The organism is Streptomyces sp. NPDC027189 (genome assembly GCF_055566975.1).
In genome coordinates this window covers 56,998-82,555 of record NZ_JBVHRI010000035.1, presented here as the reverse complement: position 1 = coordinate 82,555, position 25,558 = coordinate 56,998, and the positions used below count along the sequence as shown (strand labels likewise).

Sequence of the window (25,558 nt, the reverse complement as noted above, 5' to 3'; positions counted from 1 at the left end):
TTGCCTGGTAACAGGCACGGCGGGTTCGGCGAGAGGTCCGGGGAAACGGACCGGGAGCAATCCCGGCACCGCGCCCCGGGCCTACTCAGCGACGAAGCGGGCCAGGGGCTGAGGCCGCCCAAGGGGCGAACCTGGGGCCGACGAGGCCACACGCCCGTCGTGCGGGTCACCGCCGCAGGCACCAAACGCGTCTCCGTGGCGGGAATGATCTGCACCAAGCCCGGCCACCGGTCCCGGCTGATCTACCGCATCCACCTCGACCGTGGTCCCGCCAAAGGTCGGCGCAAGGGCTTCACCGAGACCGCCTACGCCGCTCTGCTCGACGCCGCACACCAGCAGCTCGGCGGCCCGATCGTGCTGGTCTGGGACAACTTGAACACGCACGTCAGCCGCACCATGCGGAAGCTGATCGCCGCCCGATTATGGCTGACTGTCTACCAACTCCCGGCGTACGCCCCCGAGTTCAATCCGGTCGAGGGCGTGTGGTCGCACCTGAAACGGTCCCTGGCCAACCTCACCAAACACAACCTCGACCAGCTCACCGCGCTGGTGAAGACGCGGCTCAAGCGGATGCAGTACCGACCTGGCCTCATCGACGGCCTCCTCGCCAAGACCGGCCTCGACTTCCAACCGCCGTAACCCCAGCCATTAAAGATCTCTAGAGGTCTGTGCCTACTGTCGGCCGGACGGACACCGCGCTCGGGGTCGACTTCGAATGACCGCATGTAGCCAACTTCCGGCGCATCAGGCCCTCTTGACGCCGTACACCCGTCGGCGTGATGTTCGTAGAACATTGCGCAACCCACGTGACAACGGAGGTCACCATGGCGCTACGGTCGTTTGGGAAGGACCCGGAGACAAACGGAGAGCACTGCCCGACGGTGTGGCTCGACGAGGAGAAGCAAGAGTTTGTGTTCCAGGGCTGGAAGGCGAGCGAGGCTCTCCAGGCAGAATGCCTGTCTACGGGATCCATCCCCGACACAGAGGCAGTCGTTAGGCTGCCCGTCCGCATGGCGCAGCAGATCAGGGAGGCGTGCGATGCCGCAGAAGGTGCCATCGTTCACTGAGCTGCTCGCCACCTGTCGACGCTCCGCCGTCCACCTGGAGATGCGCGACGTCTACGGCGTTGTGGAGGAGGACGAGGACTTTGCCGCGTGGCTGTCGGGGCACCGCTACGACATCGAGGACCGCGCGTCGTGGTGGAACGACTTCCACACCACGGTGGCCGACGCTGTGAGCCGTGGAATCGTCGTCCGTCGCGCCCGTGTGGTGTCGGAGCCTGTAAGCGACTACATCCGGTTCGAGCACTCGTGCACGCCGCAGAACATCGCGGCCGGCGAAGATGTCCGGTGGCTTCCGCGGCGCCTGGCGTCGGATCTGCTGCTCCCGGGCAACGATCTGTGGATCTTTGACGGGCGGCTCATCCGCTTCGGCCTGTTCTCTGGCGACGGCGCGTTCGTTGAAGACGTCATGGAGGACGCTGCCGACGTCGTGAAGCGTCACGCGGAGGCCTTCGAAGCTGTCTGGGAACGTGCCATCCCGCACGAGGACTACAGGATCTGAGCGCCACCCGAAGATGTCAGCCCCGTACCCGTCATCCAGCCTCCAGGCTGTCCGAGCAGAGATCGCCGGACGCTTGCGTGACATCCGCCTGGACGCTGGACTGACGGGTCGGGACATCGCGGACCGGACGGGCTGGCAGCCGTCGAAGGTCTCGCGACTTCAGAACGCCACGACGCCCCCGTCCGACGAGGACATCCGGGCGTGGTGCACCGCGTGCGAGGCGACCGACAAAATCGCCGATCTGATCGCGGCCAACCGTACGGCCGACTCCATGTATATGGAGTGGCGACGTGTGCAGCGCACAGGGTTGCGGAGGTTGCAGGAGTCGCGCATCCCGCTGTACGAGCGCACGAGGACATTCCGTGTCTACACGTCGACCGTCATCCCCGGATACCTCCAGACGTACGAGTACGCGGAGGCACTGCTCCACAACATCGCGCGCGTCCACGAAGCGCCAGACGACTCCGCGGACGCAGCAACCGCCCGCGTCGAGCGGTCACGCATCATCCGCGAGGGGGAACACCGATTCGCCTTCCTCCTGGAAGAGTCCGTACTCCGGCATGTTGTCGGGGACGACGCGACGATGGCTGGCCAGCTGGGCTATCTGTTGTCCGTCATGGCGCTGCCGTCCGTGTCAGTTGGAGTGATCCCCGCTGGCCGACAGCGCGGCATGTGGACGCTGGAGACGTTCACGATGTTTGACGACGAACGCGTCCACGTCGAGTTGTTGACGGCCGCTATCACGGTCACGACGCCCGGAGAGATCTCTCAGTACGCCAACGCGTTTGCCGAAATGGGTGAGCTGGCCGTCTTCGGAGCGGATGCCCGGGCAATCATCACGAACGCGGTTACCTCCCTCGACTGAATCCGCATAGAATTCCGTAGAACTTCATGGAAGTCGGCCGTTGCCCCCTCATAGCGTCGAAGCATCAAAGCCCGCCGCGGAGGTGTAGGGATGGCACTAGAGACGACGCTGAGAGATCCCATTCAGCTCACCGACCCGCTGTACGAGCAGCCAGAGTCCACGCCGGGTTGTGACGTGTGCGCGGCTCTCGTTACGCAATGGAAGTCCGCGCGAGACCCGCATAGCCCCGAGTACGACCTTTCCCGCGCCTCAGACATCGTCGTTGAGTTGAAGCGTCACCAGGACGCACCTGGGCAGGAGAGGGCGCGGCAATGACGAACGCTCGCCGCACTTACGCATATCCCGAAGTCACCGCACGCGCCACGATCGACGACCTTCCTGTCCGTCGGTGGGTCGAATGCGCATCTTGCATCGAGTGGCAGGACATCAATGACACAGGCGGAGCGAACGCGTGGGCGCAGGCCCATCTCAAGCGCAACCCCACACATGACCGGTATCGCCTCATGCGTCAGACCGGTTGGCGGCTCGTTCCGCGGGCTGACGTGAGGGACGGGCAGGAGACGCCTTGAGCAACTCCGACACGCCCCCGTGCGGCGCTGCGACGACGCCCCCGAAGGATGTTCTGGACCACATGGCGCTGTGACGTCTCTAACGTCGTCGTCCACTGCTGGCGAGCGCCGCACCCCACGTACGAGGACCACGCGGGGAAGTTGCTCGATATGGGCGCCTTCGTCTGGAGCTGACCCCCCAAGCCCGCCCGCTAGCTGCCTGTGCAGCCGGCGTGCGGTGGGGCGGCAGGGTTCGGCGAGTCGAGTGAGGTCGGCCTCTCCCGGATCCTGTCCGCTCCGCAACCTCCGCCCAACAATGCTCCCCGACCCCCGCGCCCATGGGGAGCGTAGGCGGAGGGTGAAGCCCCGTCCCTCTCTCTGTGTCGAGGGGGACGGGGCTTCGTCGTTTCCGCAGGTCAGACGGTTGTAGGTAATGCGCTAGTTGCTTCGGCTTGCAAACGCCGCCCGGTAGGCGGTCACTCCGACCACCGCGAGCCACCGCGGCTTCAGTCGCTCCACCTTCTCGCTGAGCAGCTGCCCGCCCACGCGGTACTCCTCGGCAGCGAGTTCGTCGGCCCGAGCTGTCGCGCGCGCCACCACGTTCGTGATGCCGAGCCCGTACGAGAGCAACTCGCCCTGTTCCGGCGGCTTCATGAGCCGGGGTGTGAACCCGGAGAGGTGCAGCACCGGCCAGAAGCGGTTGCCGGGCCGGGCGAAGTGATGGCCGGTTGCGGCCGTCATCAGACCCGGATTGATGCCGCAGAACAGAACCTGGAGGCCGTCCGCGACGACATCCGGCACGAGCCGGTCGCGGGCGGCCTCCAGGTCCGCGGGGGTGAACCGCGTCAGAGGATCGCCCCCGGCGTGTAGCCCGCGGCCTCCGGGTGCTGCTTCACGACGTCCTCGATACGGCCGACGACGGCGGCGACCTGGTCGGCGGCGGCACCCGTGAAGGACAGCTTGTCGGCCATCAGCTCGTCGAGCTGGGCGCGGTCCAGCGGGATGCGCTCGTCCGCCGCGAGCTTGTCGAGCAGCTCGTTGCGCTCGGCGCCCTGTTCCCGCATGGCGAGCGCGGAGGCGACGGCGTTCTCCTTGATGGCCTCGTGCGCGACCTCGCGGCCGACGCCCGCGCGCACCGCGCCCATCAGGACCTTGGTCGTCGCGAGGAACGGCAGGTAGCGGTCCAGCTCACGCGTGACGACGGCCGGGAAGGCGCCGAACTCGTCGAGGACGGTGAGGAAGGTCTCCAGCAGGCCGTCCAGCGCGAAGAACGCGTCGGGCAGCGCGACTCGGCGTACGACCGAGCACGACACGTCGCCCTCGTTCCACTGGTCGCCCGCCAGCTCGCCGGTCATCGACGCGTAGCCGCGCAGGATGACCATCAGGCCGTTGACGCGCTCGCAGGAGCGGGTGTTCATCTTGTGCGGCATCGCGGACGAGCCGACCTGGCCGGGCTTGAAGCCTTCGGTGACCAGCTCGTGGCCGGCCATCAGCCGGATCGTCTTGGCGAGCGAGGACGGGGCGGCCGCCAGCTGCACCAGCGCGGTGACGACCTCGTAGTCGAGCGAGCGCGGGTAGACCTGGCCGACGGAGGTGAAGGCCTGGGAGAAGCCGAGGTGCTGGGCGATGCGCTGCTCCAGGTCCGCGAGCTTGGCCGCGTCCCCGCCGAGCAGATCGAGCATGTCCTGCGCCGTGCCGACCGGGCCCTTGATACCGCGCAGCGGGTAGCGGGCAAGGAGCTCCTCGACCCGGCCGTACGCGACGAGCAGCTCGTCGGCGGCGGTCGCGAAGCGCTTGCCGAGGGTGGTGGCCTGGGCGGCCACGTTGTGCGAGCGGCCGGCCATGACCAGCTCGGCGTACTCGCCCGCGAGCTTGCCGAGGCGCGCCAGGACGGCGACCGTGCGGTCGCGCATCAGCTCCAGCGAGAGCCGGATCTGCAGCTGCTCGACGTTCTCGGTGAGGTCCCGGGACGTCATGCCCTTGTGTACGTGCTCGTGCCCGGCGAGGTCGTTGAACTCCTCGATCCGCGCCTTCACGTCGTGCCGCGTGACCTTCTCGCGCTCGGCGATCGAGGCGAGGTCGACCTGGTCGAGGACGCGCTCGTAGTCGGCGATGGCGGCGTCCGGCACCTCGATCCCGAGGTCCTTCTGGGCCCGCAGCACGGCGAGCCAGAGCTGACGCTCCAGCTTCACCTTCTGCTCGGGGGACCAGAGCGTGGCGAGCTCGGCGGAGGCGTAGCGTCCGGCGAGGACGTTGGGGATACGGGGCTTTGCGGGCGCGGCAGTCACGTGTAGGGAGTTTACCCGGCGTCCGGTCGGGCTCTGTACGTCCGCACAGCTCAGAGAGCCGAGGTCAGTCTGGTGAAGCTCTAAGGGCGGATGCCGTCGCAGGCGATCGGCAGATGGCGCGGGCCGCGCAGGACCGCGCTCTGCCGGTAGGGGGGCGGATCCTCCAGCAGTCGGGGGTTCTCCAGCCTGCGGGCCAGTTCGCTCAGCGCGAGCTGTGCCTCCAGCCGGGCCAGTGGGGCGCCGAAGCAACTGTGGATGCCGCTGCCGAAGCCCAGATGCTGGATGTCCCCGCGGTCCGGGTCGAACCGATCCGGATGCTCGAAGCGGTCGGGATCGCGGTTGCCCGCCGCCAGCACCAGCCACAGCGATGCGCCCTTGGGGATGGTCACGCCGCGCACCTCGATGTCGGCGAGGGTGCTGCGCTGCGGCACCAGTTGCACCGGTGGCTCGAAGCGCAGCAACTCCTCGACGATGGGGACGGACAGTTTCGGGTCCTTGCGCAGCCGTTGGAGGACGTCGGGGTTGCGCAGCAGGGTCAGCATGCCGTTGGTGATGAGGTTGACCGTCGTCTCGTGACCGGCGATCAACAGGAGCACCGACGTGCTCAGGACCTCCATCGTCGTCATGGCGCCGTCCGGCCCGTGCGAGGTGGCCAGCTCCGACAACATGTCGTCGCCGGGCTTCTTGCGGCGTTCCTCGATGAGCCCGGACAGATACATGCCCAGCTCCATGCGGGCATTGTGGGCGATCTTGTCGCGCTCCTCGCGATCGGTGTCCAGGACGGGGTCCAGGCTGGCGGCGAGGGTGTCCGCCCAGGTGTGGAAGCGGCTCTCGTCTTCGCGCGGTACCCCCAGCAGTCGGCAGATCACGGTCACCGGGAAGGGATAGGAGACCTGGTCGACCAGATCGATCCGATCCGGGCCGTCGATGCTGTCGATGAGCCCGGAGACGATGCCCTTCAGCTCGTTGTGCATGTCGTAGATGCGCCGAGGGGAGTGCGGCGGGCCGAAGGGCCGGTTCGTCATACGCCGCAGCCGGTCGTGCTCCGGAGGGTCGAGCCGCAGGAAGCTCGGCGGCAGCGCCGTCTCCTCCTGTCCGTCGGCGGACAGCGGATCGGCCGTCGTCGACTTCAGATTGCGTACGTCCGAGCTGACCCGCGGATCGTGCAGCAGGCTCTGGATGTCGTAGTAGGTGCTGACGACGTACGGCCCGTCCACCTCGTGGTACACCGGCGTGTTGCGGAGCTCCTCGTACAGCGGATACGGATTGGCACGGTTGGTGTGGTCGATGATCTGCCGCAGGATGTCCATGGGTGCGTCCTCGTGAGCGTCGGATCAGTGCACGGCGGGGGTGAACGTCATCCGCCGGTCGGTCGGCGAATATCCGCTGAGCGTGACGGTCGGGCCGTGCGTGGGCACCGACGGATCGGGGAAGTCGGCGTCCACCGGGTGCTGTCCCTCCGGACGGCGGTCCACCGTGGTGTGGGGCGGGGGGAACGGCGCTGTGGTCTCGATCTGCTGCTGGTAGAACTGCAGCCACTTCGACTGGTCGAACGTGACGGCGCCGATGACGCGTCCCTGATACCCGTACACGCCGGTGAATCGGTGCTCGTTGAGGGCGCCCTGCGCGATGAGGATCTCCGTCCCCATCGTCGGCACCCCGACGGACTTGATGTTCACACCGAACTGGGAGGACCAGAAGGCGGGCACCCAGATGTGGGGGCGGCGGTCCGTGCTTTCACTCATCATGTTGTGCGCCGCGGTCTCGGCCTGGGAAACGGCATTCCCCCAGTGCTCGAGAGACAGGAACTGGTATCCGAACAGCGGATGCGGGGACCGGGCGACATCGCCCGCCACATAGATGTCGTCGGTGACGATGCCCCGGATGTCGAAGGCCCGGCAGCCCGCGTCACAGGCGATGCCCCGAGGGCCCGCGCCGAGTCCGGATCCGGCGAGCCATTCGGTGTTGCGCATAGCACCCAGGGAGACGACCACCACGTCCGCTTCGACGGAGTTCCCGTCGGAGAAATGGGCGGCGCGGACGCGTCCCGTGGAGTCGCCCTCCAGACCGGTCACCATGACGCCGCAGCGCAGGTCGACGCCGTTCTCGCGGTGCAGTTCGGCCGCGACCTGGCCGATGACTCCGCCGAGCGCTCCGACCAGCGGTGCGTCGGCCCGTTCGGCCACGGTGACCGCGATCCCGCGCTCCCGACAGGCGGAGGCGATCTCCGAGCCGGTGAACCCGGCGCCGATCACGAGCACCCGGCGGGGACCCTGCGCGAGCGAGCGCTCCAGCGCATCGGCGTCGTCGCGGGTTCGCAGGACGAACACGCCGTCGAGCTCCGCCTCGTCCTCCTTCGGCCACGGTCTGGCACGGACCCCGGTGGCGATGAACAGCCGGTCGTACGCCACCTCGTCGCCGTCGGCCAGCCGTACCCGCCTGGCTGCCATGTCGAGGCCGGTGGCCGGCACACCGATGCGCCACTCCGCGTCGATCGCCCGGCGCCGGGGGAGGAGGGTGCGGTCCGCTGTCGCTTTGCCCAGCAGGACCTGCTTGGAGAGCGGGGGGCGGTCGTACGGCTCGTACGGTTCGTCCCCGATCATCGTGAGCGAGCCCGTGAACCCTTCCTCGCGCAACGTCTCCGCCCCACGCAGCCCCGCCAGGGAGGCTCCGACGACGACGATGCGCCCTTCGCGCTTGAGCCGGTCCAGAGATCCGTCACTGCTCACCGGTCTCCTCCCGGTTGGGATCCGGGGACCTCGTCCGAGGCGTCCGCCTCCACGAGGATGGCCTGAACGGGGCACGCGGCGACGGCTCGCGTCACTTCCTCGCGCCTCTCCTCCTCGGCCAGCGGGTTGTAGAGCAGCGACTCTTCTCCGTGCATGGCAAACACGTCGGGAGCGAGGAACGCGCACTGCGCGTATCCCTGACAGCGGTTGAGATCGACGACAAGCCTCACCGAGGATCAGCCTTTCCGTGTCTCCTTCTCGCCCCCTCGGCTTCAGCATGCGCGAGGGGGTGTGAAGGCGCGCGCCGAGGCGCTCATTGGGTGTCGGACTCACCGCGAGCCCCCGGAAGGGAGCGGCTCGAGAGGACGGACGCGGAGGATGTGGATGCTGACCACCAGCGCCCAGGCCGGGAAGACCAGCTCGGACCAGGGCAGGCCGGACACGAAGACGAGCAGGACAAGGCCCACGAGATACCCGAGGACGGCGAGCGGGCGTGGCAGGACGCCGAGGCGGTGCCCGATGGTCGAGGTCGTGAAGACGAACACGGCCGCCATGCGGAGCGCGTACGTCGTCATCAGCGTGTACGCGAAATGGCGGCCGAAGCTTGAGGGCGGCGTCTCGTTCAGTACGGTGCCCGCCGCGGCGCCGGCCCCGAACATGGTGGCCACGAATACGAGTCCGCTGCCCAAGAACACGGTGGCGATGAATCTGTCCTCGGCGTCGCCGACGTGGGCGCGCAGGGCGCCCATGAACCAAAGGAAGAAGATTCCCGCGAACGGGAGGATCTCCACAGCCACCCGCAACGCCCACCGCTGGTCCGGATCGACCGCCGCGTCGGCGGCGTTCCCCGCGGGGATGGCGATCCGCACCAGTACCATCGCCGCCGCCAGCAGGACCGCGAACACCGCCCCTGCCAGACCGGCGGCCCGCGGCGTCCGCAGCCGCTCGTCCTTCGGCTCCATCGACGCTCGCCTTCTTTTCCGATTCCCCTCTCGGTCCAGAAAGCAGGCAGTGGCGCGCCCACGCCATTGGTGACAGCCACGGGAGTGACGGCCCGAGGTCGGCCTAAGAGGCGTCCGCCAGCTCCGCCAGGATGTCGCCGTGGCACAGCTCGGGCGCGCACCAGCACGCCAGCGTCTTGCCGCGCAGCGCGGGCACCTGGACGAGGAGCTCGGGGCGTTCGAGGAGATAGGCCCGGTACTTCTCCATGACCTCCGCCCGCGGGCCGTCGCGCTTCTTGGTGGGGGTGTCGGGCGCGAACGGGTTGTAGAGCGGGTGCTGCGGGAGGTCCCAGTGGCCGATGGTCCAGCGCCTGCCGATGTAGACGAGGTCGGCCGGGGCTTTCTCCAGCCGGGGGCCGAAGTCGTGGATACGGCCCTTGAGATTGATCACGGTGGTGGGCATGCGGCTCCCTTCCGCCGTATGTCTACCCCACCGGCCCCTCGTACGGCAGCAGCTCCGGCCGCTTGGCCGGGCGTCCGTCACCCGACGAGCGGCCTGTCAGCCGCCGTCCGATCCACGGCAGCAGGTGCTGCTTGGCGAAGCGGGCGTCGGCGGTGCGGCGGGCGACCCAGCCGGGTGGCGCCGTGGCCGCCATCGGCGTACGCCACTCCGCGTCCTCCGGCTCGTGCCCGAGCGTCTGCCACACCGCCTCGGCGACGCGACGGTGCCCCTCTGCCGTCAGATGCAGCCGGTCCACGTCCCACACCCGGGGGTCGGCGAGCGCGGGCGCCCCGTACAGGTCGACCACGAGCGCGCCGTGCCGCTCCGCGAGGTCGTCGACAACGGCGAAGAGCTCCTCCATGCGCGGCCGGAACCGTTCGAGTACCGGGCCGTTGCGGCCCGGGCTGCGCATCAGGACGAGTTGCTTGCAGGCGGGAGCGAGCCTCTCCACGGCCTCCTCCAGGAGACCGCGGACGCGTCCCATGTCGACCTTGGGGCGCAATGTGTCGTTGAGTCCGCCGACCAGCGTGATCACGTCGGGCCGCATCGCGGCCGCCACGTCCACCTGCTCGTCGACGATCTGTCCGATCAACTTGCCGCGCACCGCGAGGTTGGCGTACCGGAAGCCGGGCGTCCGTGCCGCCATCCGGGCGGCGAGGAGGTCGGCCCAGCCGCGATAGGAGCCGTCGGGCAAGAGGTCCGACATGCCCTCGGTGAAGGAGTCGCCGACCGCGACAAGGCTGGTGTAGGTGGCATTCGTCTGCATGGCGGAAAAGATGGTATCCCGACTGCATACCCGTCGGTCGGTCGGGCCACCGGGGGCCGACGCCCCGGTGGTTCGGCGTGCTCACGCCGGCTGCCCGAACAACTCCCGCAGTACGTCCTCCATGGTCACCAGTCCCGCGAGCCGCCCGTCGCTGCCCATGAGCGCCGCGAGGTGCGTACGACTGCGCCGCATGGCCGTCAGCACGTCGTCCAGGGGAGTGCTCTCCCGGACGCGGGCGATGGACCGCATGTCCTGCACCGGGAACGGTACGTCGCGCGGCATGACGTCGAGCGCGTCCTTGACGTGCAGGTAGCCGACGATGTGCCGGCCCTCGTCGACGACGGGGAAGCGGGAGAAGCCGGACTCGGCGGCCAGCCCTTCCAGTTCCTCCGGAGTGACGCCCACGCGCGCGTAGACGATGCGTTCCAGGGGGAGGACGACGTCGCGCACGGGTCGGCGGCCCAGCTCCAGCGCGTCGTGCAGTCGCTCCTGGGCGCGGTCGTCGATGAGTCCGGCCGCGCTGGAGTCCTTGACCAGCCGGGCCAGTTCGTCGTCCGAGAAGGTCGCCGTGACCTCGCCCTTGACCTCGACCCGCAGCAGCTTCAGCAGCCCGTTCGCGAAGGCGTTGACCGTGAAGATCACCGGGCGCAGCGCGCGCGAGAGCGCGACGAGCGGCGGGCCGAGCAGCAGTGCGCTGGGCACCGGCTCCGCGAGCGCGATGTTCTTCGGCACCATCTCGCCGAGCAGCATGTGCAAATAGGTGGCCAGAGTGAGCGCGATGACGAATGAGACCGCGTGACCCGCGCTCTGCGAGACGCCCACCGCATGGAACACCGGCTCCAGAAGGTGCGCGATCGCGGGCTCGGCCACGATACCCAGGACCAGTGTGCACAGGGTGATGCCCAGCTGCGCGGCCGCCAGCAGCACGGACACATTCTCCAGACCCCACAGCACACTGCGCGCCCGCCGGTCGCCCCGCTCGGCGTGCGGCTCTATCTGGCTGCGCCGCACCGAGATCAGCGCGAACTCGGCGCCCACGAAGAAGGCGTTCACGACCAGCGTCGCGAGGCCGATCAGCAGCTGTACGGCGGTCATCGCTCCCCCTCCTCGACGTCGCGAGGCGCGTGCGACAGCACGCGCGCGGCTCGCCGCCCCGAGGCGTCCACCACTTCGAGGAGCCACCCGGCGACCTCGACGGTGTCCCCGACGGCGGGAATGCGGCCGAGTTCGGCTGCCATGAAACCGGCGAGCGTCTCGTACGGTCCCTCGGGCACCCGCAGCCCGACCCGTGCCAGCTGGTCGGTGCGGGCCGATCCGTCGGCCGAGTACAGCGCCCGGCCTTCGCCGTCCGTGCCCGCCGGCGCCAGATCGGGCGTTTCGTGCGGGTCGTGCTCGTCCCGCACCTCGCCGACGACCTCCTCGACGATGTCCTCCAGCGTGGCGACGCCGGCCGTGCCGCCGTACTCGTCGATGACCACGGCCATGGTGCGCTTGCCGGACAGCCGGTCGAGCAACCGGTCGACGGTCAGTGATTCCGGCACGAACAGCGGCTCACGCATGATCTGGGAGACGGGCGTACGGGCCCGTCGGTCCGCCGGCACGGCGAGCGCGTCCTTGATGTGTGCGATGCCGACGACCGAGTCGAGATTGCCGCGGTAGACGGGGAAACGGGACAGTCCGGTCGCCCGGGTCGCGTTCGCCACGTCCTCGCAGGTCGCCTGCACATCCAGCGCGATGACCTGCACGCGTGGGGTCATCACGTTCTCCGAGGTCAGGTCGGCCAGGTTCAGCGTGCGCACGAACAGCTCGGCGGTGTCCGCCTCCAGGGCGCCCTGCTTGGCGGAGTGCCGGGCGAGCGCCACCAGTTCCTGGGGCCCGCGCGCGGAGGCCAGCTCCTCGGCGGGTTCGAGGCCGAAGCGTCGTACGACTCGGTTCGCCGTGTTGTTGAGGTGCGTGATGAACGGGCGGAACGCGGCGCTGAACCAGCGCTGCGGCGTCGCCACCCGCTTGGCCACGGCGAGCGGTGAGGAGATCGCCCAGTTCTTGGGCACGAGCTCGCCGACGACCATCAGGAAGACCGTCGACAGAGCCGTGCCGATGACCAGGGCCACCGAGTGCGACGCGGAGGACGGGACCCCGATCAACTCCAGCGGACCTGCGATCAGCTTGGCGATCGACGACTCGGAGAGCATGCCGACGACCAGGTTGGTGACGGTGATGCCGAGCTGGGCGCCGGAGAGCTGGAAGGTCAGATTCCGTACGGCCTTGAGGGCTCCGGACGCACCGCGCTCACCACGCTCGACGGCCCGCTCCAGTTCGCTGCGCTCGACGGTGGTCAGCGAGAACTCCGCGGCGACGAAGGCGCCACAGGCCAGTGAGAGCAGCACTGCCACCAGGAGGAGGAGCACTTCGGTCATCGGGTCACCTCCGTCCCATAATCGGCCAGGGGCGGGGGATCGCGCGATGTCGGGTACTGGGAGGCTCGCCCATGGGCGGACGCTCACACCTTTCATTGGAGGATCGAGTGACCCTCCAATGGTAAAAGATCGGCAAAGGGCTCTCGTCGGTGGTGGGTACTAGTCGGTGAGCGGCTTCACCCAGCGGCGCCACCGCTCCTCGGGCGCATACCCGGCTGCCCGCCACGCATGGTGCGCGGTCTCGTTCCGCTGGAGCACCATCGCGTCGCCGCGGCGCCCGCCGAGCCGTACGAAGCGTTCCTCGGCCGCGGCGAGGAGCGCCGAGCCGATACCGAGGCGCCGCCGCTCCGGGTGCACCGCGAGGCGGTACAGATGACATCGCCAGCCGTCGAAGCCGGCGATCACCGTGCCGGACAGCTCGCCGTCCCGTTCGGCGAGGATCAGCGCCTCGGGATCGCGGGCGATCAGCCGCTCCACGCCGTCCCGGTCATCACTGATGCTGGTGCCCTCGGCGGCGGCCTTCCAGAAGGCCAGCACGGCGTCGAGGTCGTCGGGCGTGGCGGCCCGTATACGCAGGTCAGTCATGCCGCGATCCCATCACGGGCCCTCGCCCCTGCTCCGGGAATTCCAGTATCCGGACGTCACTCGCCACGCAGCGCCTCGACGATGGGGGCGAAAGCCTCCATGTTCGGCTCCAGCACCGTCAGATACGAGAATCCGTACCGCTCCCGCTGCGCCCGCACCTGCTCGACGATCTGTTCCAAGGTGCCCACGAGGACGATCGGCAGCTCCAGGACCTGTTGCTCGGTCAGATGGGGAATGCGGGGCAGCCAGGGCTGAATGGCGGCACCGCGGTCGTCGGTGACGGTGACGATCTGGATCAGCAGGTTGAGTTCGGCGGGCTCCTTGCGCCCGGCGGCGGACTCCCGGAACAGGGCGACGCGTTCGTCGAGTTCCTCGGCCGTGAGGGGCTCCAGCGTGCCGCCCTCCAGGGTGCGCGCGCCGGTGAAGGCCGCGATGTCCGCGTGCTCGGCGGTGAGCCGCAGCATCCGGTCGCCGTTGGCGCCGATCAGCAGCGGCACGCGAGGTTTCTGCGCGGGCTTCGGTTCATGCGCCTGCGAGCCGAGGAGCCGGTCCAACTCCTCGACCGTGTGCAGGAGATGGTCGACGCGCTCACGCGGCGAACCCCACGGGAGACCCGCGGTCTCGTGCTCCGCCTGTACGTAGCCGGTGCCGACGCCGAGTTCGAGACGTCCGCCGGTCAACGCGTCCGTGGTGGCCACCTCACGGGCCAGCAGCGTGGGGTTCCAGAAGCCCGCGTTGAGCACGAACGTGCCGAGGCGGGGCCGCTCGGTAGCCTCGGCGGCGGAGACCAGGGCGGGGAACGGGGCGGGCATGCCGAGGTGGTCGGCCACGGTGATGACGTCGTAGCCGAGTTCCTCGGCCCGCCGGCACTTGGCGCGCCATGCGTCGGCGGTTGCGGAGCTGAGCAGGTTGACGCCGAAACGGAAGGGGCGCGGCATGAACTCTCCTTGTCCGGCGGCGACTTGACCCGAGTACATCACTCGTGCGCGATCGCCGCCAGCACATTCATGCGCGACGCACGCAACGCCGGCAGCAGCGCCGCCACGATGCCGACGACCGCCGAACCGACCACCACCGCGATGATCGTCACCCAGGGGATGGCGAGCGCCTTCATGCCCTGAAGCGCCAGTACTTGCTGGATGCACACACCCCAGACGATCCCCAGCGCCAGGCCGAGGACCGCGCCGAACACGGCGATCACCACCGACTCCAGGCGGATCATCCGGCGCAGCTGGCGCCGGGCGAGCCCGATGGCGCGCAGCAGCCCGATCTCGCGGGTGCGCTCCACGACCGACAGGGCGAGGGTGTTGACGACGCCGAGCACCGCGATGACGATCGCGAGGCCGAGCAGCGCGTACACGAGGTAGAGCAGCACGGCGATCTGATCGTGGATCAGCTTCTTGTAGTCGGCCTGGTCGAGCACCTTCGCCTGCGGATACGGGTCGAGCGTCTTCTCCAGCCGTGTGCGCAACTGGTCGGCGCCGGTACCCGAGGCCGCGTTCACGTACAGCGCGGAGTCCTGTCCGCCGGGCACGTACTTCTCGATGGTGCCGAAGCCGAAGTACAGGCCGCCCTGCATTCCGAAACCCTCGGCGGCGTCCTGGTCGGTGAGGGCCGACACCGTCAGCTCGGTCTTCCGTTTGGCGGGGAATTCGACGGGGATCACGCTGCCGACGCGCACGTCGTGCTCCCTCGCGAACTTCACGTCCATGGCGATGTGCCCGTCGCCGAGCGCGGCCGCGGTGTCCCCTTGCGCGTACGTGACGTGGGCGACGTCGTCCAGCCGCGGATCGTAGGCCGCGGCGGTCGTCTCGATGCGCTTGCCGTCCGGCAGCCGCACCGCGACCGGCGTGAACCGCTGGCGGACCACGAGCCCGGCGCCCTCCGTGCCGCGCACCTTGTCGGTGAGGTCCTGCGGGAACGGCACGAAGTTGCTGTTCTGGATCACGAAGTCGGCGCCGAGTGTCTTGTCGATCTGGCGGTCGAAGGACTTGGTCATGGACGCGCTGGCCACAGACATTCCACCGACCAGGGCGAGACCCACCATCAGGGCGGCCGCGGTGGCGCCCGTGCGGCGCGGGTTGCGCAGCGCGTTGCGCTGGCTCATCCGGCCCACGGAGCCGAAGACCGCGGGGAAGGCCCCGCCGAGGACGCGGATCACCGGTCGTACCAGGAGCGGACCCGCGATCACCGTGGCGATGAGCGTGAGGACGACGCCGAGTCCCAGCAGTGAGGCGGCCGTCGAGGTCTTCGACGACGCGGCGCACCCTGCGAGCGCGGCGGTACCGAACGCGCCGACGACCGCGCCCACTACGGCGCGCACCCGCAGCGGTCGTCCCACACCGGCGACTTCGGCGTCCGCGAGGGCCGCCATGGGGGAGACGCCCGCCGCGCGTCTGGCCGGGAGATACGCCGCCACGAAGGTGACGCCGACGCCGACGACGTACGCGGAGACGGGTGTCGCCCAACCGATCACCATCTCGGTCGACTTGAGGTTCATGCCGAACGCGGTCATGAGCTTGATCAGGCCCAGCGCGAGCCCGATCCCCGCGGCGAGTCCGAGCGTCGAACCGACGAGGCCGAGCAGCAGCGCCTCGGTGAGCACGGACCGGCGCACCTGGCGCCGGTCGGCGCCGAGGGCGCGCAACAGGCCCAGCTCGCGGGTGCGTTGGGCGATCAGCATCGAGAACGTGTTGACGATGAGGAAGACGCCCACGAGCACGGCGATCCCGGCGAAGCCGAGCATCACGTACTTGATGACGTCGAGGAATCCGCCCAGTTGGGCGGCGGCGGACTTGGCCTGTTCCTCCGCGGTCTTCAAGTCGTAGGTCTTCGTGCCGAGTTCGGCGGCGACGCGCTGCTTGAGCTGGGCGTCAGTGACGCCTGGCGCCGCGTCCACGGAAATGCTCGTGGCGGCGTCCGGGCTGCCGAGCAGTTTGGTCTGTGCGGCCGGAGTGTCGAGGAAGATCAGCGCGGCACCGGGGTTGGTGGTGGTGAAGGTGGCGATCCCGACGATCCGCACCTCGAAGGGGCCGGGCTGGGCCTGCACCGTCAGGGTGTCGCCGATGCGGACGTGCTTCTTCTTGGCGGTGTCCGCGTCCAGGAGCGCCTCGCCGTCGCCGTGGGGCTCATGACCGGAGGTCAGTTTCACCGGGCTGCGCCCGGTGACCTCCCAGTTGGTGACGATGGTGGGGGCACCCGTCGTCGGACCGACCGACTCGTGCTTGCTGTCGACGACCGTGGCGTTCTCCACCGCCGCGTCCACATGGGTGGCGGCGACGCCGTCGACCTTCGTCAGCCGGTCCGCGAGCGAGGCGGGCACGGTCTGGGTGGCGCCGGTCGGGATCTGCGAGCTGAGATCGTTCTTCGGCTCCACGGTCACATCGGCCGAGGTGGAGGCGAAGAGCCGGTCGAAGGTCCGGGTCACCGTGTCCGAGAAGATGAGGCTTCCCGCGACGAACGCCACGGACAGCACGACGGCCAGCGCCGAGAGCAGAAGCCGCCCCTTGTGCGCGAGAAAACTCCGCAGAGTCGCTTTGAGCACGCCCGCCTCAGTCCTTCTCGAGGGTTACGTCGTCGGCCGCGCCGTCGGGAATCACCGCGCCGGGGCTGCCGTCAAGGGGTACGTCACCCGAGGCGCCCGCGATGGGCGTCCCATCGGATCCGCCGCCCCCGCCGTCGAAGGTCACCCGGATCGTGTCGAACCGCTTCATCCGCTCCAGCACCGCCTCCGCCGAAGGACGCTCCATCTCGTCCACGATCCGCCCGTCCCCGAGGAAGAGCACCAGGTCGGAGTGGGCGGCCGCGCCCGGGTCGTGCGTCACCATGACGACGGTCTGGCCCAGTTCGTCGACCGCCTCGCGCAGGAAGCCGAGGACTTCGAGCCCCGCGCGGGAGTCGAGATTTCCCGTCGGTTCGTCCGCGAAGATCAGCTCGGGGCGCGAGGCGAGCGCGCGGGCGCAGGCGACGCGTTGCTGCTGGCCGCCGGACAGTTGGGCCGGCCGGTGCTTGAGCCGGTCGCGCAGGCCGAGCGTGTCGATGACCTGGTCCAGCCACTTCTGGTCGGGTTTCTGGCCCGCGATGTCCATCGGCAGCGTGATGTTCTCCGCCGCGTTGAGCGTCGGGATCAGGTTGAACGACTGGAACATGAAGCCGATCCGGTCGCGCCGCAGCCGGGTCAGCTCACGATCCTTCAGTCCCGTGATCTCGGTGTCGCCCAGCCACACCTGACCGGCCGAGACGCTGTCGAGCCCCGCCAGGCAGTGCATGAGGGTGGACTTCCCGGAGCCCGAGGGCCCCATGACCGCGGTGAAGCGGCCGCGCGCGATGTCCACGTCGACCGAGTCGAGGGCGAGCACCGTCGTCTCGCCCGAGCCGTACGCCTTCGTCAGGCCGCGGGCGCGGGCGGCGATCCCATCCGCCTCCGCGCTGCCGACGGCATGCTCCGCAGCAGGTGTGGACAAGGCCGCCTCCTAGATGATGGACGTCCCGACTCCCTTGTCCGGCCGAGCCTAATGTGATTCGAGGCACACTCGGTATCCCCCAGAGGTCCCGCGCGTTCTCCGCCCCAGGTCGTGTGCCGGATGCCCGTGTAAGGGGCACTCTCCACCGGCGCTCTCCACCCACGTCTCCATCCGAGGCCCTCTTGCCGGTGCTAGCAATCAGGCGCTAGCTTCGAAGCATGGCGAAGACACAGCTGAACGTACGGGTGGACGAGGGCACGGCCCGCGCCGCCCGCGAGCGAGCCCTGGAGCGCGGGATGAGCGTGAACCGCTACATCGAAGAGCTGGTCAGACAGGACACCGGAGAAGTGGGCCACACCTTCGTGGAGGCCGCCGCCGATTTCATGAAGCAGTACGAGTCCGTCTTCGCCGAGGAATTCGGCGCGGACCGCGAAGGCACACGCGAAGGTCGTCGTTGATCCCTTGAGCAGTCTCAGAATCGACCTTGCCTGGCTCCTCATGATCGCCGAACAGAAGACGCCCGGAGATCCCCAGGTCACCGACTGGGGAGCCCTCGTCGCCGCCGTCAGCCGGCACGAGGCGGAGATTTTCGGCATTCCCGTCTACGACAGCCCGCACGCCCGCGCCGCCGCGCTGCTCCAGCTCCTGCTGCACGTACCGGCGCTCGAACGCTCCAACGCGATGTTCGCCTCGGCCGTCGCGTACGCCTATCTCGTCGCCAGCGGCTTGAAGGTGGTCACCTCTCCCGAGCAGGTGCGTGAACTGGCCCGCCTGGTGAAGGGCGGCGACGCGACCGTGCACGACATCGCGCAGCAGCTGCGTCAGTGGAGCCTATGAGGCCGGGCGCCACGCCGTGCCCAGCACGCAGTACGAGGTGGGCAGCCGCGGCCCCCTCTCGGGCATCAACATCCGCCGGTAGGGGCCGAGCTCGAATCCGGCGTCACGCAGCGCCGCGATCGGGTCGCGGGCCAGATGGCAGCCGCCGTTCAGCCGCGGCCACACGGTGCGGTCCAGGCCGTGCTGGGTGTACGCCATCGCGCGCCCGCCGCCCTTGCCGTGCTCGAAGAACCGCAGGGTGCCGCCGGGGCGCAGCACGCGGCGCAGTTCGGCGAGGGCGCGCGGCACATCGCGCACGCTGCACAGCACCAGGGACACCACGGCCGCGTCGAACGCCTCGCTCTTGACGGGCAGAGCTTCCGCCGCGCCCGGCACCACGTCGACGGGCACGTCGGAACGCAGTGCGGCCTCCACGGCCAACTGACGCAGCAGTCGCTCCGGTTCGATGGCGACGACCTCCGAGACGGTGCTCGGATAGTGCGCGAAGTTCAGACCGTTGCCCGCGCCGATCTCGATGACCCGTCCGGACAGCCCGGCGAGCAGCCGCTCGCGCACTTCGCCCATGCCCAACCGCGTCTCGGCGGTCACGCTGATCCGGGCGTAGTAGCGGGCGAACAGCGGATGGTGCACGGGGTCTCGTGTCACCTTGCCGGAGTCGGCTGACCTGAACGGCATGACGGACCTCCCGGGAGCACGGGCCTTACCGTGATTGTCCCCCCAGGACGTCCGCCACACGCGTCGTGCCGACCTCCGGGCGCGGCTTCCCGCGAACCTCAGGGGGCGTGGGCCGAAGCGAAGGCGCTCGCGTTCCACGTGCCGCCCAGCGTGGGTGCCAGCCAGCTCGGCGACTCCGCACGGAAGTCGGCGGGCGTGTGGGCCCCCGCACCCGACGGCAGCGCACCGAGCAGCGGGGCGCCGGACACCGTCGGCAGGTCGGCGAGGTTGCAACGGGAGGCCAGGTCAGCGTCGGCGGGCCAGCTGCCGATGACCACGCCGGCGAAGTCCAGCCCATGGACCCGCAGTTCACGGGCTGTCAGCTCTGTCGTGTTGAGCGTGCCCAGTCCCGCCGAGGCGACCACGAGCACTGGCGCGTCAAGGAGCCGCGCCGCGTCCGCCAGGGTGCCCCCCTCGTCGTCGAACCGTACGAGCAGCCCGCCGGCCCCTTCCACCAGCACGAGGTCGTGCTCGGTGGCCAGCTTGGCCGCCGCTTCCGCGACCTCCTGGGGCCGTACCGGCGCGAGCGCGGCGCGTCGCGCGGCCGTCGCCGGCGCCAACGGCTCGGGGTACCTGGCGAGTTCGAGCGTGGTGACGGTGCCCGCGAGCCGGGCCACCTCGTCGGCGTCGCCGCGCTCGTGCGGACGTACACCGGTCTGCGCGGGCTTGAGCACGGCCACGGACCGCCCGGACGCGACGGCCACCGCGGCGACGGCGGCCGTCGTGACCGTCTTGCCGACCTCCGTGCCCGTGCCCGTGATCACCAGGACCGGCATGTCATCCCTCCCGCGCCGCCGCGCACACCGCGCGCGCGATCCGTGCCAGGTCGGCGTCGCTCGTGACGTAGGGCGGCATCGTGTAGACGAGGTCGCGGAACGGCCGCAGCCACACGCCCTCGCGCACGGCGGCCGCCGTCGCCGCCCGCATGGCCGCTTCGTCGAGGGCACAGTCGAGCTGGACGACGCCGATGGCACCCAGGACCCGTACGTCACGAACCCCGGGAAGCTCCGCAGCCGGAGCCAGTCCCTCCCGCAGCCCCGCCTCGATGCGCTTGACCTCGGTCCGCCAGTCCTGCCCGAGCAGCAGGTCGATCGAGGCGCAGGCCACGGCGGCGGCCAGCGGATTGCCCATGAAGGTCGGTCCGTGCGCGAGCACCGGGACCTCACCCCGCGAGATACCGTCGGCCACGCGCGAGGTGCACAGCGTCGCCGCCATCGTCATATAGCCGCCGGTCAGTGCCTTGCCGACACACATCACGTCCGGCGTGACGGCCGCGTGCTCAGCCGCGAACAGCGTGCCGGTACGGCCGAAGCCGGTCGCGATCTCGTCGAACACGAGCAGCACATCGTGCGCGTCGCACGCCTCCCGCAGCACGCGCAGATACGCGGGGGAGTGGAACCGCATCCCGCCCGCGCCCTGCACCACCGGCTCAACGATCACCGCGGCCAGCTCGTCGGCGTGCCGCTCGATCAGCTCGCGCAGCTGATCGGCGTACGACTCCTCGTAGGCGACCGGCGGCGGATCGGCGAACACCTGGCGCTGGAGGACGCCCTGCCACAGCTCGTGCATCCCGCCCTCGGGGTCGCACACCGACATCGGCTGCCAGGTGTCCCCGTGGTAGCCGCCGCGCCAGGTCAGCAGCCGCTGCTTGCCGGGGCGGCCGAGCGAACGCCAGTGCTGGAGGCACATCTTGACGGCGACCTCGACCGAGACCGATCCGGAGTCGGCAAGGAAGACGTGCTCCAGGCCCTCAGGCGAGATGTCGACAAGGCGCTTCGCCAGCCGAACGGCGGGCTCGTGGGTGAGCCCGCCGAACATGACGTGGCTCATGCGCTCCAGCTGGTCGCGCACCGCGTCGTTGAGCACCGGGTGGTTGTAGCCGTGGATGGCCGACCACCAGGACGACATGCCGTCGACCAGTTCACCCGAGCCATCGGCCATGCGCAGGCGTACGCCGCTCGCCGACTCCACGACCAGCGGTTCCTGGCGGCCGGGCATCGGCCCGTAGGGATGCCAGACGTGCCGCCGGTCGAGGTCGAGCAGTTCCTCGACGGACAGGTCAGGCATTGGGCGCGAGATCCGTTCCGGCACCTCGGCGGCGTACGGCGACGAGGTCCGTACGGGCGTCAGCGGGCTTCTCCACAGAAGCCGCAGGAGCCACAGAAGCGGAGCCGCACACCGAGCCCCCCTCGTGGGACCCGCATCCGGCACTCTCGTGCGAGCCGCATCCGGCGTCCGCGTGCGAACCGCACCCGCCGCCCACCGAAACCCGGTGCTCCGGCAGCGTCACCTCGCCCGCGCCCTCCACCTCGAAGCCGGCGTCGGCGATCATGTCCAGGTCCGCCTTGCCGGCCTGGCCCTCACTGGTGAGGTAGTCGCCGAGGAAGATCGAGTTGGCCAGGTGCAGGGCGAGCGGCTGCATGGTGCGCAGATGGACCTCGCGGCCGCCCGCGATGCGGACCTCGACGTCCGGGCAGGCGAACCGGACCATCGCGAGGATGCGCAGACAGCGCTGCGGGGTGAGGTTCCACTCCTTGGCGAGCGGGGTGCCCTCGAAGGGGATCAGGAAGTTCACCGGAATGGAGTCGGGGTCGAGCTCGCGCAGCGCGTAGACGACGTCGACGAGGTCCTCGTCCGACTCGCCCATTCCGGCGATCAGGCCCGAGCAGGCGGACAGCCCCGCCGCGTGCGCCTTCTGGACCGTGTCCACCCGGTCGGCGTACGTGTGCGTGGTCGTGATGTCCCCGTACGTCTCCTCGGACGTGTTCAGGTTGTGGTTGTACGCGTCCGCGCCCGCCTCGCGCAGCCGCTCGGCCTGGCCGTCGGAGAGCAGGCCGAGGCAGGCGCACACCTCGACGTTCTCGTTCTGGTCCTTGATGGCCTTGATGGTGTCGGAGACCCGGTCCACGTCACGGTCCGTCGGACCGCGCCCGCTGGCCACCAGGCAGACCCGCTTGGCGCCCCCGGCGAGCCCGGCCGCCGCGGCCTGCGAGGCCTCGTCGGGCTTGAGCCAGGTGTACTTCAGGATGTCGGCCTTGGAGCCGAGCCGCTGCGAGCAGTACGAGCAGTCCTCGGGGCACAGGCCCGACTTGAGGTTGACGAGATAGTTGAGTTTCACCCGTCGGCCGAACCAGTGCCGGCGCACCTTGCCGGCCGCGGCCACCACGTCGAGCACATCGTCGTCGGAGGTGGCCAGCACGGCCAGAGCTTCGTCGCGGGTCGGCAGCTCGCGCCGAAGCCCCTTGTCCACCAGCGTGTTCAGCAGGTCCATGAGGTCCGATCCTGGCCTATGCGACCGCTCTCGGCCAAGGAGAGTTTGCACAACAGAGACGCTTCGACGTGTGGGTATTGCCACATCCTGGGCGGCCGGACCGGCCGCTAGGGTCTGTGCACTGCCTACAAAACACCCATCACCACGGCCCGGAGGACACATGGCGTTCGGCTGGATCGACGAGCAGGCCGAGGCGCGCCGCCGGGCCGGACTCGTGCGCACCCTGCGCCCGCGCCCCGCCGACTCGCCGCTCCTCGACCTCGCGAGCAACGACTACCTCGGTCTCGCCCGCCATCCGGAGGTCACGGAGGGCGCGGCACGGGCCGCGCGCAGGTGGGGCGGCGGCGCCACCGGTTCCCGGCTCGTCACGGGCACCACCGAACTGCACGGCGAGCTCGAACGCGAGCTGGCCGACTTCTGCGGCTTCGAGTCCGCGCTCGTCCTCTCCTCCGGATACGCGGCCAATCTCGCCGCCGTCACCGCGCTCGCGCCGCACGGCTCGCTCGTCGTCTCGGACGCGGGCAACCACGCCTCGCTGATCGACGGCTGCCGGCTGGCCCGCGGCACCACACAGGTCGTCGCGCACGCCGATCCCGACGCCGTGCGCAAGGCGCTCGGCACCCATGAAGGCCCCGCCGTCGCCGTCTCCGACACGGTCTTCTCGGTGGACGGAGACGCGGCGCCGCTGTCCGAACTAGCCCGCGCCTGCCGGGAGTACGGGGCCGGGCTGATCGTCGACGACGCGCACGGGCTCGGTGTGCTGGGCGACGGTGGCAGGGGCGCGCCGCACGCGGCGGGGCTCGCGGGCGACCCGGACGTCGTCGTGACCGTCACGCTCTCCAAGTCGTTCGGCAGCCAGGGCGGCGCCGTCCTCGGGCCCGCCCCGGTCATCGACCACCTGGTCAACGCGGCGCGCACGTTCATCTTCGACACCGGTCTCGCGCCCGCGGCGGTGGGCGCGGCCCTCGCGGCGCTGAGGCTGCTGCGCCGCGAGCCGGAGCGTGCCGCGCGGGCGCGCGCGGTGGCGACGATGCTGCACACCCGTCTGACGGCCGAGGGTCTGGAGGCGGTACGCCCGGACGCCGCTGTGGTCTCCGTGCGTGCACCCTCCCCCGAACGGGCCGTGCGGTGGGCGGCCGACTGCCGTGAGGCGGGACTCGCCGTCGGCTGCTTCCGTCCCCCGTCCGTGCCCGACGGCATCTCACGGCTGCGGCTGACGGCCCGCGCGGACCTCACCGAGGAGCAGATCGAGCACGCCGTACGCGTGATCAGCCAGAAGCGGTGAATGGGGTAGCGGTCAGCTCAGTGCGGCGATGAATCCCTCCCAGGCGGCAGGAGCGAAGAGCAGGGCGGGACCTGCCGTGTTCTTGGAATCGCGCACGGCCACCAGTCCGGACCAGGGGCCCGGTCCGGGGCGTGCCGTCTCGACGCAGTTGTTCATTCCCGTACTGCGGCTGCTGCGCAGCCATCGCACGTCGTGCATTGAAGTACTGGAAGGTACGTACCGAGGCAGTGCAGACATGGGGGTGCCTCCTTACGCGCCGTCACCTATCCCGGCGATGTAGTCCAACGAGTCCTCGGGCGAAAGGGCGTGGAACTGAAGGGCGTTGAAAGCCTCGCTGTAGGCCTGAAGGTCTTCTTTCCGCTCGAGGTAGAGGCTACTCGTCAAGTGGTCGAGAACAACCACATCCAGATCAGTTGTGTTCGGAAATGAGAAGATAACGAAAGGCCCGGTGACTCCGATGTGTGCTCCGGCGGCAAACGGCAGTACCTGAAGCCGCACTTGGGGCAGCGTGGCGGCGTCCCGCAGCCGGCGCAGCTGGCGTGCCATGACCTCCGGTCCGCCGACTTCCCGTCGCAACACCGCCTCGTCCAGGACCGCGCTCAGTTCCAGCGGCGGATTCGAACGCAGCACGTCCTGGCGGGCGAGGCGCACCTCGACGAGCGCGTCGAGCTTGCCGTCCTCCAGTCCGTCCACCGCGGCCCGCGTCACCGCACGGGCGTACTCGGGCGTCTGCAGCAGCCCCGGGACGACGGAGGTCTCCAGCGTGCGCATCTCACTGGCCTGCGACTCCAGGCTGATGAAGTCGCGGTATGTCGGCGGCAGCACCCCGCGATAGGCGTGCCACCAGTGGTGCCGTCCGTTGCCCTCGGCCCCCGCCAACACGACCAGGAGATCTCGTAATTCGGGATCCTCGACGTCGTACGCGTCCAGCAGCCGTGCTACGTCCGCCGGCTTCACCCCGCTGGTGCCGGTCTCGATCCGGCTCACCTTCGACTGGTGCCAGCCCAGGAGGCGGGCCGCCTCACCACTCGTGAGGCCCGTATCGGCGCGCAGCGCGCGCAGTTCGGCGCCGAGCTTGCGGCGGCGCACCGCAGGACCGTGCTGCATGGCCGTACTCCTTACTCCTTCCGAGCCGCCCAAATACGGTCTGCCGTCGCAGAGTTCACCGCTTCGAGCGACAGATATATGCATATCTTGGTGGATGGCACCCGTGACCGGCCGTGTGATGGCAGTCTGGCGCGAAGCACCAGTCCGGGACCGTACTCGAACCATCCGCTTCGTGTCGGACCCCGGTCCCGTGGGAAAGGGACGACCGCGCCATGGCAGACCACCAGGAAGCATCCGTCACTCTGCCGAGCGATCCCGCCTCGGTTTCCGCGGCCCGTAAATTCGTCGCCGACGTGCTGGCCGAATGGGGCCTGCCGTCCGACTCCGAAGTCGCTGACACCGTACGCCTGATCGTGTCCGAACTAGCCACCAACGCCGTCCAGCACACGTTCGGGCAGTCGCCCACCTTCACGGTGGACGTCCGGCTCGACCGAGACGAACACCTGCGCCTCGGCGTCACCGACAGCCACCCGCGCTTTCCGAAGCGGTTGCCCGCAGCCGTCCAGCAGGACAACGGCCGCGGCATGGTGATCATCCGCTGGCTGACCGCCGAGTGCGGCGGCAGACTCACCGTCCGACCCACCCGGGAGGGCGGCAAGACCGTCTCCATCGAACTGCCGTGGACGGCACCGGTCCAGCCGGTGGCGGCCGGGGGACCTCAAGAGCCGTAGGGAGCG

28 protein-coding genes and 1 pseudogene are annotated in these 25,558 nt (G+C 69.6%); 9 read left to right on the top strand and 20 right to left on the bottom strand.

The genetic code is table 11. From position 1 onward, the window contains the following. From ACZ4RZ_RS44670 to ACZ4RZ_RS44650, 5 genes are all read left to right on the top strand, one after another. The coding region (locus tag ACZ4RZ_RS44670) for a transposase (RefSeq protein WP_467753299.1) at positions 1–639 on the top strand (639 nt) is incomplete at its 5' end. 140 nt (positions 640–779) lie between these two features. Continuing rightward, positions 780–1,067, top strand: coding sequence for a hypothetical protein (locus ACZ4RZ_RS44665; RefSeq protein ID WP_467753304.1), 288 nt, complete (start codon positions 780–782; stop codon positions 1,065–1,067). Next, complete coding sequence (locus ACZ4RZ_RS44660) at positions 1,039–1,563, top strand: DUF6879 family protein (RefSeq protein WP_467753298.1); 525 nt, start codon at positions 1,039–1,041, stop codon at positions 1,561–1,563. Before ACZ4RZ_RS44665 ends, ACZ4RZ_RS44660 begins: the two co-directional genes overlap by 29 nt. A 13-nt stretch (positions 1,564–1,576) precedes the next feature. Continuing rightward, entirely contained in the window at positions 1,577–2,428 is an 852-nt protein-coding gene (locus ACZ4RZ_RS44655) for a helix-turn-helix domain-containing protein (RefSeq protein ID WP_467753297.1), read from the top strand. A gap of 311 nt (positions 2,429–2,739) precedes the next feature. Further along, positions 2,740–2,997 carry a DUF7848 domain-containing protein gene (locus ACZ4RZ_RS44650; RefSeq protein WP_467753296.1) on the top strand — a complete coding sequence of 86 codons (258 nt, stop codon included), beginning with the start codon at positions 2,740–2,742 and terminating at the stop codon, positions 2,995–2,997. 426 nt (positions 2,998–3,423) lie between these two features. On the opposite strand, the pseudogene ACZ4RZ_RS44645 reads toward ACZ4RZ_RS44650, so the two are convergent. The 14 genes and pseudogenes from ACZ4RZ_RS44645 to ACZ4RZ_RS44580 all read right to left on the bottom strand — a co-directional run. After that, positions 3,424–3,825 (bottom strand): annotated as a pseudogene (locus tag ACZ4RZ_RS44645) (mismatch-specific DNA-glycosylase); the annotation flags it as partial. Then, positions 3,822–5,264 carry an adenylosuccinate lyase gene (gene purB, locus ACZ4RZ_RS44640; RefSeq protein ID WP_467753295.1) on the bottom strand — a complete coding sequence of 481 codons (1,443 nt, stop codon included), beginning with the start codon at positions 5,262–5,264 and terminating at the stop codon, positions 3,822–3,824. The pseudogene ACZ4RZ_RS44645 and the gene purB, both read right to left, overlap by 4 nt. Before the next feature lie 80 nt (positions 5,265–5,344). Further along, a complete protein-coding gene (locus ACZ4RZ_RS44635) occupies positions 5,345–6,574 on the bottom strand; it encodes a cytochrome P450 (RefSeq protein WP_467753294.1) in 1,230 nt (409 codons plus the stop codon). A 24-nt stretch (positions 6,575–6,598) separates the two neighbouring features. After that, positions 6,599–7,993, bottom strand: a complete 1,395-nt coding sequence (locus tag ACZ4RZ_RS44630; RefSeq protein ID WP_467753293.1) for an NAD(P)/FAD-dependent oxidoreductase — start codon at positions 7,991–7,993, stop codon at positions 6,599–6,601. Continuing rightward, positions 7,990–8,223, bottom strand: a complete 234-nt coding sequence (locus ACZ4RZ_RS44625; RefSeq protein WP_467753292.1) for a ferredoxin — start codon at positions 8,221–8,223, stop codon at positions 7,990–7,992. Before ACZ4RZ_RS44625 ends, ACZ4RZ_RS44630 begins: the two co-directional genes overlap by 4 nt. 99 nt (positions 8,224–8,322) lie before the next feature. Further along, positions 8,323–8,955 (bottom strand): hypothetical protein, encoded by a 633-nt coding sequence (locus ACZ4RZ_RS44620; RefSeq protein ID WP_467753291.1) that lies wholly within the window; start codon positions 8,953–8,955, stop codon positions 8,323–8,325. A 103-nt stretch (positions 8,956–9,058) separates the two neighbouring features. Then, complete coding sequence (locus ACZ4RZ_RS44615) at positions 9,059–9,397, bottom strand: DUF4326 domain-containing protein (RefSeq protein WP_467753290.1); 339 nt, start codon at positions 9,395–9,397, stop codon at positions 9,059–9,061. 22 nt (positions 9,398–9,419) lie between these two features. Beyond that, entirely contained in the window at positions 9,420–10,202 is a 783-nt protein-coding gene (locus tag ACZ4RZ_RS44610) for an SGNH/GDSL hydrolase family protein (RefSeq protein ID WP_467753289.1), read from the bottom strand. Positions 10,203–10,283: 81 nt separating this feature from the next. Then, positions 10,284–11,297, bottom strand: coding sequence for a hemolysin family protein (locus tag ACZ4RZ_RS44605; protein ID WP_467753288.1), 1,014 nt, complete (start codon positions 11,295–11,297; stop codon positions 10,284–10,286). Continuing rightward, complete coding sequence (locus tag ACZ4RZ_RS44600) at positions 11,294–12,619, bottom strand: hemolysin family protein (protein ID WP_467753287.1); 1,326 nt, start codon at positions 12,617–12,619, stop codon at positions 11,294–11,296. Before ACZ4RZ_RS44600 ends, ACZ4RZ_RS44605 begins: the two co-directional genes overlap by 4 nt. Before the next feature lie 159 nt (positions 12,620–12,778). After that, a complete protein-coding gene (locus tag ACZ4RZ_RS44595) occupies positions 12,779–13,204 on the bottom strand; it encodes a GNAT family N-acetyltransferase (protein WP_467753286.1) in 426 nt (141 codons plus the stop codon). Positions 13,205–13,260: 56 nt separating this feature from the next. Continuing rightward, the gene (locus tag ACZ4RZ_RS44590) at positions 13,261–14,142 is read right to left on the bottom strand and encodes an LLM class F420-dependent oxidoreductase (protein ID WP_467753285.1); all 882 of its coding nucleotides are present in this window, start codon (positions 14,140–14,142) and stop codon (positions 13,261–13,263) included. A 38-nt stretch (positions 14,143–14,180) separates the two neighbouring features. Beyond that, the gene (locus tag ACZ4RZ_RS44585) at positions 14,181–16,748 is read right to left on the bottom strand and encodes an FtsX-like permease family protein (RefSeq protein ID WP_467753284.1); all 2,568 of its coding nucleotides are present in this window, start codon (positions 16,746–16,748) and stop codon (positions 14,181–14,183) included. Between the two features lie 7 nt (positions 16,749–16,755). Beyond that, positions 16,756–17,667 carry an ABC transporter ATP-binding protein gene (locus tag ACZ4RZ_RS44580; RefSeq protein ID WP_467753283.1) on the bottom strand — a complete coding sequence of 304 codons (912 nt, stop codon included), beginning with the start codon at positions 17,665–17,667 and terminating at the stop codon, positions 16,756–16,758. Positions 17,668–17,885: 218 nt separating this feature from the next. On the opposite strand from ACZ4RZ_RS44580, the gene ACZ4RZ_RS44575 reads away from it, so the two are divergent. Together ACZ4RZ_RS44575 and ACZ4RZ_RS44570 are read left to right on the top strand one after the other, a co-directional pair. Further along, positions 17,886–18,125, top strand: a complete 240-nt coding sequence (locus tag ACZ4RZ_RS44575) for a toxin-antitoxin system antitoxin component (RefSeq protein ID WP_028800409.1) — start codon at positions 17,886–17,888, stop codon at positions 18,123–18,125. Between the two features lie 4 nt (positions 18,126–18,129). Further along, a complete protein-coding gene (locus ACZ4RZ_RS44570) occupies positions 18,130–18,504 on the top strand; it encodes a fic family toxin-antitoxin system, toxin component (RefSeq protein WP_467753282.1) in 375 nt (124 codons plus the stop codon). Here ACZ4RZ_RS44570 and ACZ4RZ_RS44565 read toward each other — a convergent pair. The 4 genes from ACZ4RZ_RS44565 to bioB form a co-directional block, all read right to left on the bottom strand. After that, positions 18,499–19,179 carry a class I SAM-dependent methyltransferase gene (locus ACZ4RZ_RS44565; RefSeq protein ID WP_467753281.1) on the bottom strand — a complete coding sequence of 227 codons (681 nt, stop codon included), beginning with the start codon at positions 19,177–19,179 and terminating at the stop codon, positions 18,499–18,501. The genes ACZ4RZ_RS44570 and ACZ4RZ_RS44565 overlap by 6 nt on opposite strands. A 98-nt stretch (positions 19,180–19,277) precedes the next feature. Further along, on the bottom strand, positions 19,278–19,994 hold the full coding sequence (gene bioD / locus ACZ4RZ_RS44560; protein WP_467753280.1) for a dethiobiotin synthase: 717 nt from the start codon (positions 19,992–19,994) through the stop codon (positions 19,278–19,280). Position 19,995: 1 nt separating this feature from the next. After that, complete coding sequence (locus ACZ4RZ_RS44555; protein WP_467753279.1) at positions 19,996–21,285, bottom strand: adenosylmethionine--8-amino-7-oxononanoate transaminase; 1,290 nt, start codon at positions 21,283–21,285, stop codon at positions 19,996–19,998. Next, positions 21,278–22,489, bottom strand: a complete 1,212-nt coding sequence (gene bioB, locus ACZ4RZ_RS44550; RefSeq protein ID WP_467753278.1) for a biotin synthase BioB — start codon at positions 22,487–22,489, stop codon at positions 21,278–21,280. Before bioB ends, ACZ4RZ_RS44555 begins: the two co-directional genes overlap by 8 nt. 160 nt (positions 22,490–22,649) lie before the next feature. Between bioB and ACZ4RZ_RS44545 the strand changes: the two genes are divergently transcribed. Continuing rightward, entirely contained in the window at positions 22,650–23,774 is a 1,125-nt protein-coding gene (locus ACZ4RZ_RS44545; protein WP_467753277.1) for an 8-amino-7-oxononanoate synthase, read from the top strand. Positions 23,775–23,786: 12 nt separating this feature from the next. On the opposite strand, the gene ACZ4RZ_RS44540 is transcribed toward ACZ4RZ_RS44545, so the two are convergent. Both ACZ4RZ_RS44540 and ACZ4RZ_RS44535 read right to left on the bottom strand, forming a co-directional pair. Then, the gene (locus tag ACZ4RZ_RS44540) at positions 23,787–24,011 is read right to left on the bottom strand and encodes a DUF397 domain-containing protein (protein ID WP_467753276.1); all 225 of its coding nucleotides are present in this window, start codon (positions 24,009–24,011) and stop codon (positions 23,787–23,789) included. Between the two features lie 12 nt (positions 24,012–24,023). Next, the gene (locus tag ACZ4RZ_RS44535; protein ID WP_467753275.1) at positions 24,024–24,881 is read right to left on the bottom strand and encodes a helix-turn-helix domain-containing protein; all 858 of its coding nucleotides are present in this window, start codon (positions 24,879–24,881) and stop codon (positions 24,024–24,026) included. A 212-nt stretch (positions 24,882–25,093) separates the two neighbouring features. On the opposite strand from ACZ4RZ_RS44535, the gene ACZ4RZ_RS44530 reads away from it, so the two are divergent. After that, positions 25,094–25,552, top strand: coding sequence for an ATP-binding protein (locus ACZ4RZ_RS44530; protein ID WP_467753274.1), 459 nt, complete (start codon positions 25,094–25,096; stop codon positions 25,550–25,552). Positions 25,553–25,558 lie beyond the last annotated feature (6 nt).

Coding starts and splice junctions, on each gene's coding strand:
- ACZ4RZ_RS44575 (WP_028800409.1), top strand. CDS start 17,886: ATGGCGAAGACACAGCTGAACGTACGGGTGGACGAGGGCACGGCCCGC.
- bioD (WP_467753280.1), bottom strand. CDS start 19,994: ATGCCGGTCCTGGTGATCACGGGCACGGGCACGGAGGTCGGCAAGACG.
- ACZ4RZ_RS44665 (WP_467753304.1), top strand. CDS start 780: ATGTTCGTAGAACATTGCGCAACCCACGTGACAACGGAGGTCACCATG.
- ACZ4RZ_RS44660 (WP_467753298.1), top strand. CDS start 1,039: ATGCCGCAGAAGGTGCCATCGTTCACTGAGCTGCTCGCCACCTGTCGA.
- ACZ4RZ_RS44635 (WP_467753294.1), bottom strand. CDS start 6,574: ATGGACATCCTGCGGCAGATCATCGACCACACCAACCGTGCCAATCCG.
- ACZ4RZ_RS44565 (WP_467753281.1), bottom strand. CDS start 19,179: ATGCCGTTCAGGTCAGCCGACTCCGGCAAGGTGACACGAGACCCCGTG.
- ACZ4RZ_RS44650 (WP_467753296.1), top strand. CDS start 2,740: ATGACGAACGCTCGCCGCACTTACGCATATCCCGAAGTCACCGCACGC.
- ACZ4RZ_RS44620 (WP_467753291.1), bottom strand. CDS start 8,955: ATGGAGCCGAAGGACGAGCGGCTGCGGACGCCGCGGGCCGCCGGTCTG.
- ACZ4RZ_RS44595 (WP_467753286.1), bottom strand. CDS start 13,204: ATGACTGACCTGCGTATACGGGCCGCCACGCCCGACGACCTCGACGCC.
- ACZ4RZ_RS44615 (WP_467753290.1), bottom strand. CDS start 9,397: ATGCCCACCACCGTGATCAATCTCAAGGGCCGTATCCACGACTTCGGC.
- ACZ4RZ_RS44610 (WP_467753289.1), bottom strand. CDS start 10,202: ATGCAGACGAATGCCACCTACACCAGCCTTGTCGCGGTCGGCGACTCC.
- ACZ4RZ_RS44540 (WP_467753276.1), bottom strand. CDS start 24,011: ATGTCTGCACTGCCTCGGTACGTACCTTCCAGTACTTCAATGCACGAC.
- ACZ4RZ_RS44590 (WP_467753285.1), bottom strand. CDS start 14,142: ATGCCGCGCCCCTTCCGTTTCGGCGTCAACCTGCTCAGCTCCGCAACC.
- ACZ4RZ_RS44605 (WP_467753288.1), bottom strand. CDS start 11,297: ATGACCGCCGTACAGCTGCTGATCGGCCTCGCGACGCTGGTCGTGAAC.
- ACZ4RZ_RS44545 (WP_467753277.1), top strand. CDS start 22,650: ATGGCGTTCGGCTGGATCGACGAGCAGGCCGAGGCGCGCCGCCGGGCC.
- ACZ4RZ_RS44655 (WP_467753297.1), top strand. CDS start 1,577: ATGTCAGCCCCGTACCCGTCATCCAGCCTCCAGGCTGTCCGAGCAGAG.
- bioB (WP_467753278.1), bottom strand. CDS start 22,489: ATGGACCTGCTGAACACGCTGGTGGACAAGGGGCTTCGGCGCGAGCTG.
- ACZ4RZ_RS44600 (WP_467753287.1), bottom strand. CDS start 12,619: ATGACCGAAGTGCTCCTCCTCCTGGTGGCAGTGCTGCTCTCACTGGCC.
- ACZ4RZ_RS44535 (WP_467753275.1), bottom strand. CDS start 24,881: ATGCAGCACGGTCCTGCGGTGCGCCGCCGCAAGCTCGGCGCCGAACTG.
- ACZ4RZ_RS44555 (WP_467753279.1), bottom strand. CDS start 21,285: ATGCCTGACCTGTCCGTCGAGGAACTGCTCGACCTCGACCGGCGGCAC.
- ACZ4RZ_RS44530 (WP_467753274.1), top strand. CDS start 25,094: ATGGCAGACCACCAGGAAGCATCCGTCACTCTGCCGAGCGATCCCGCC.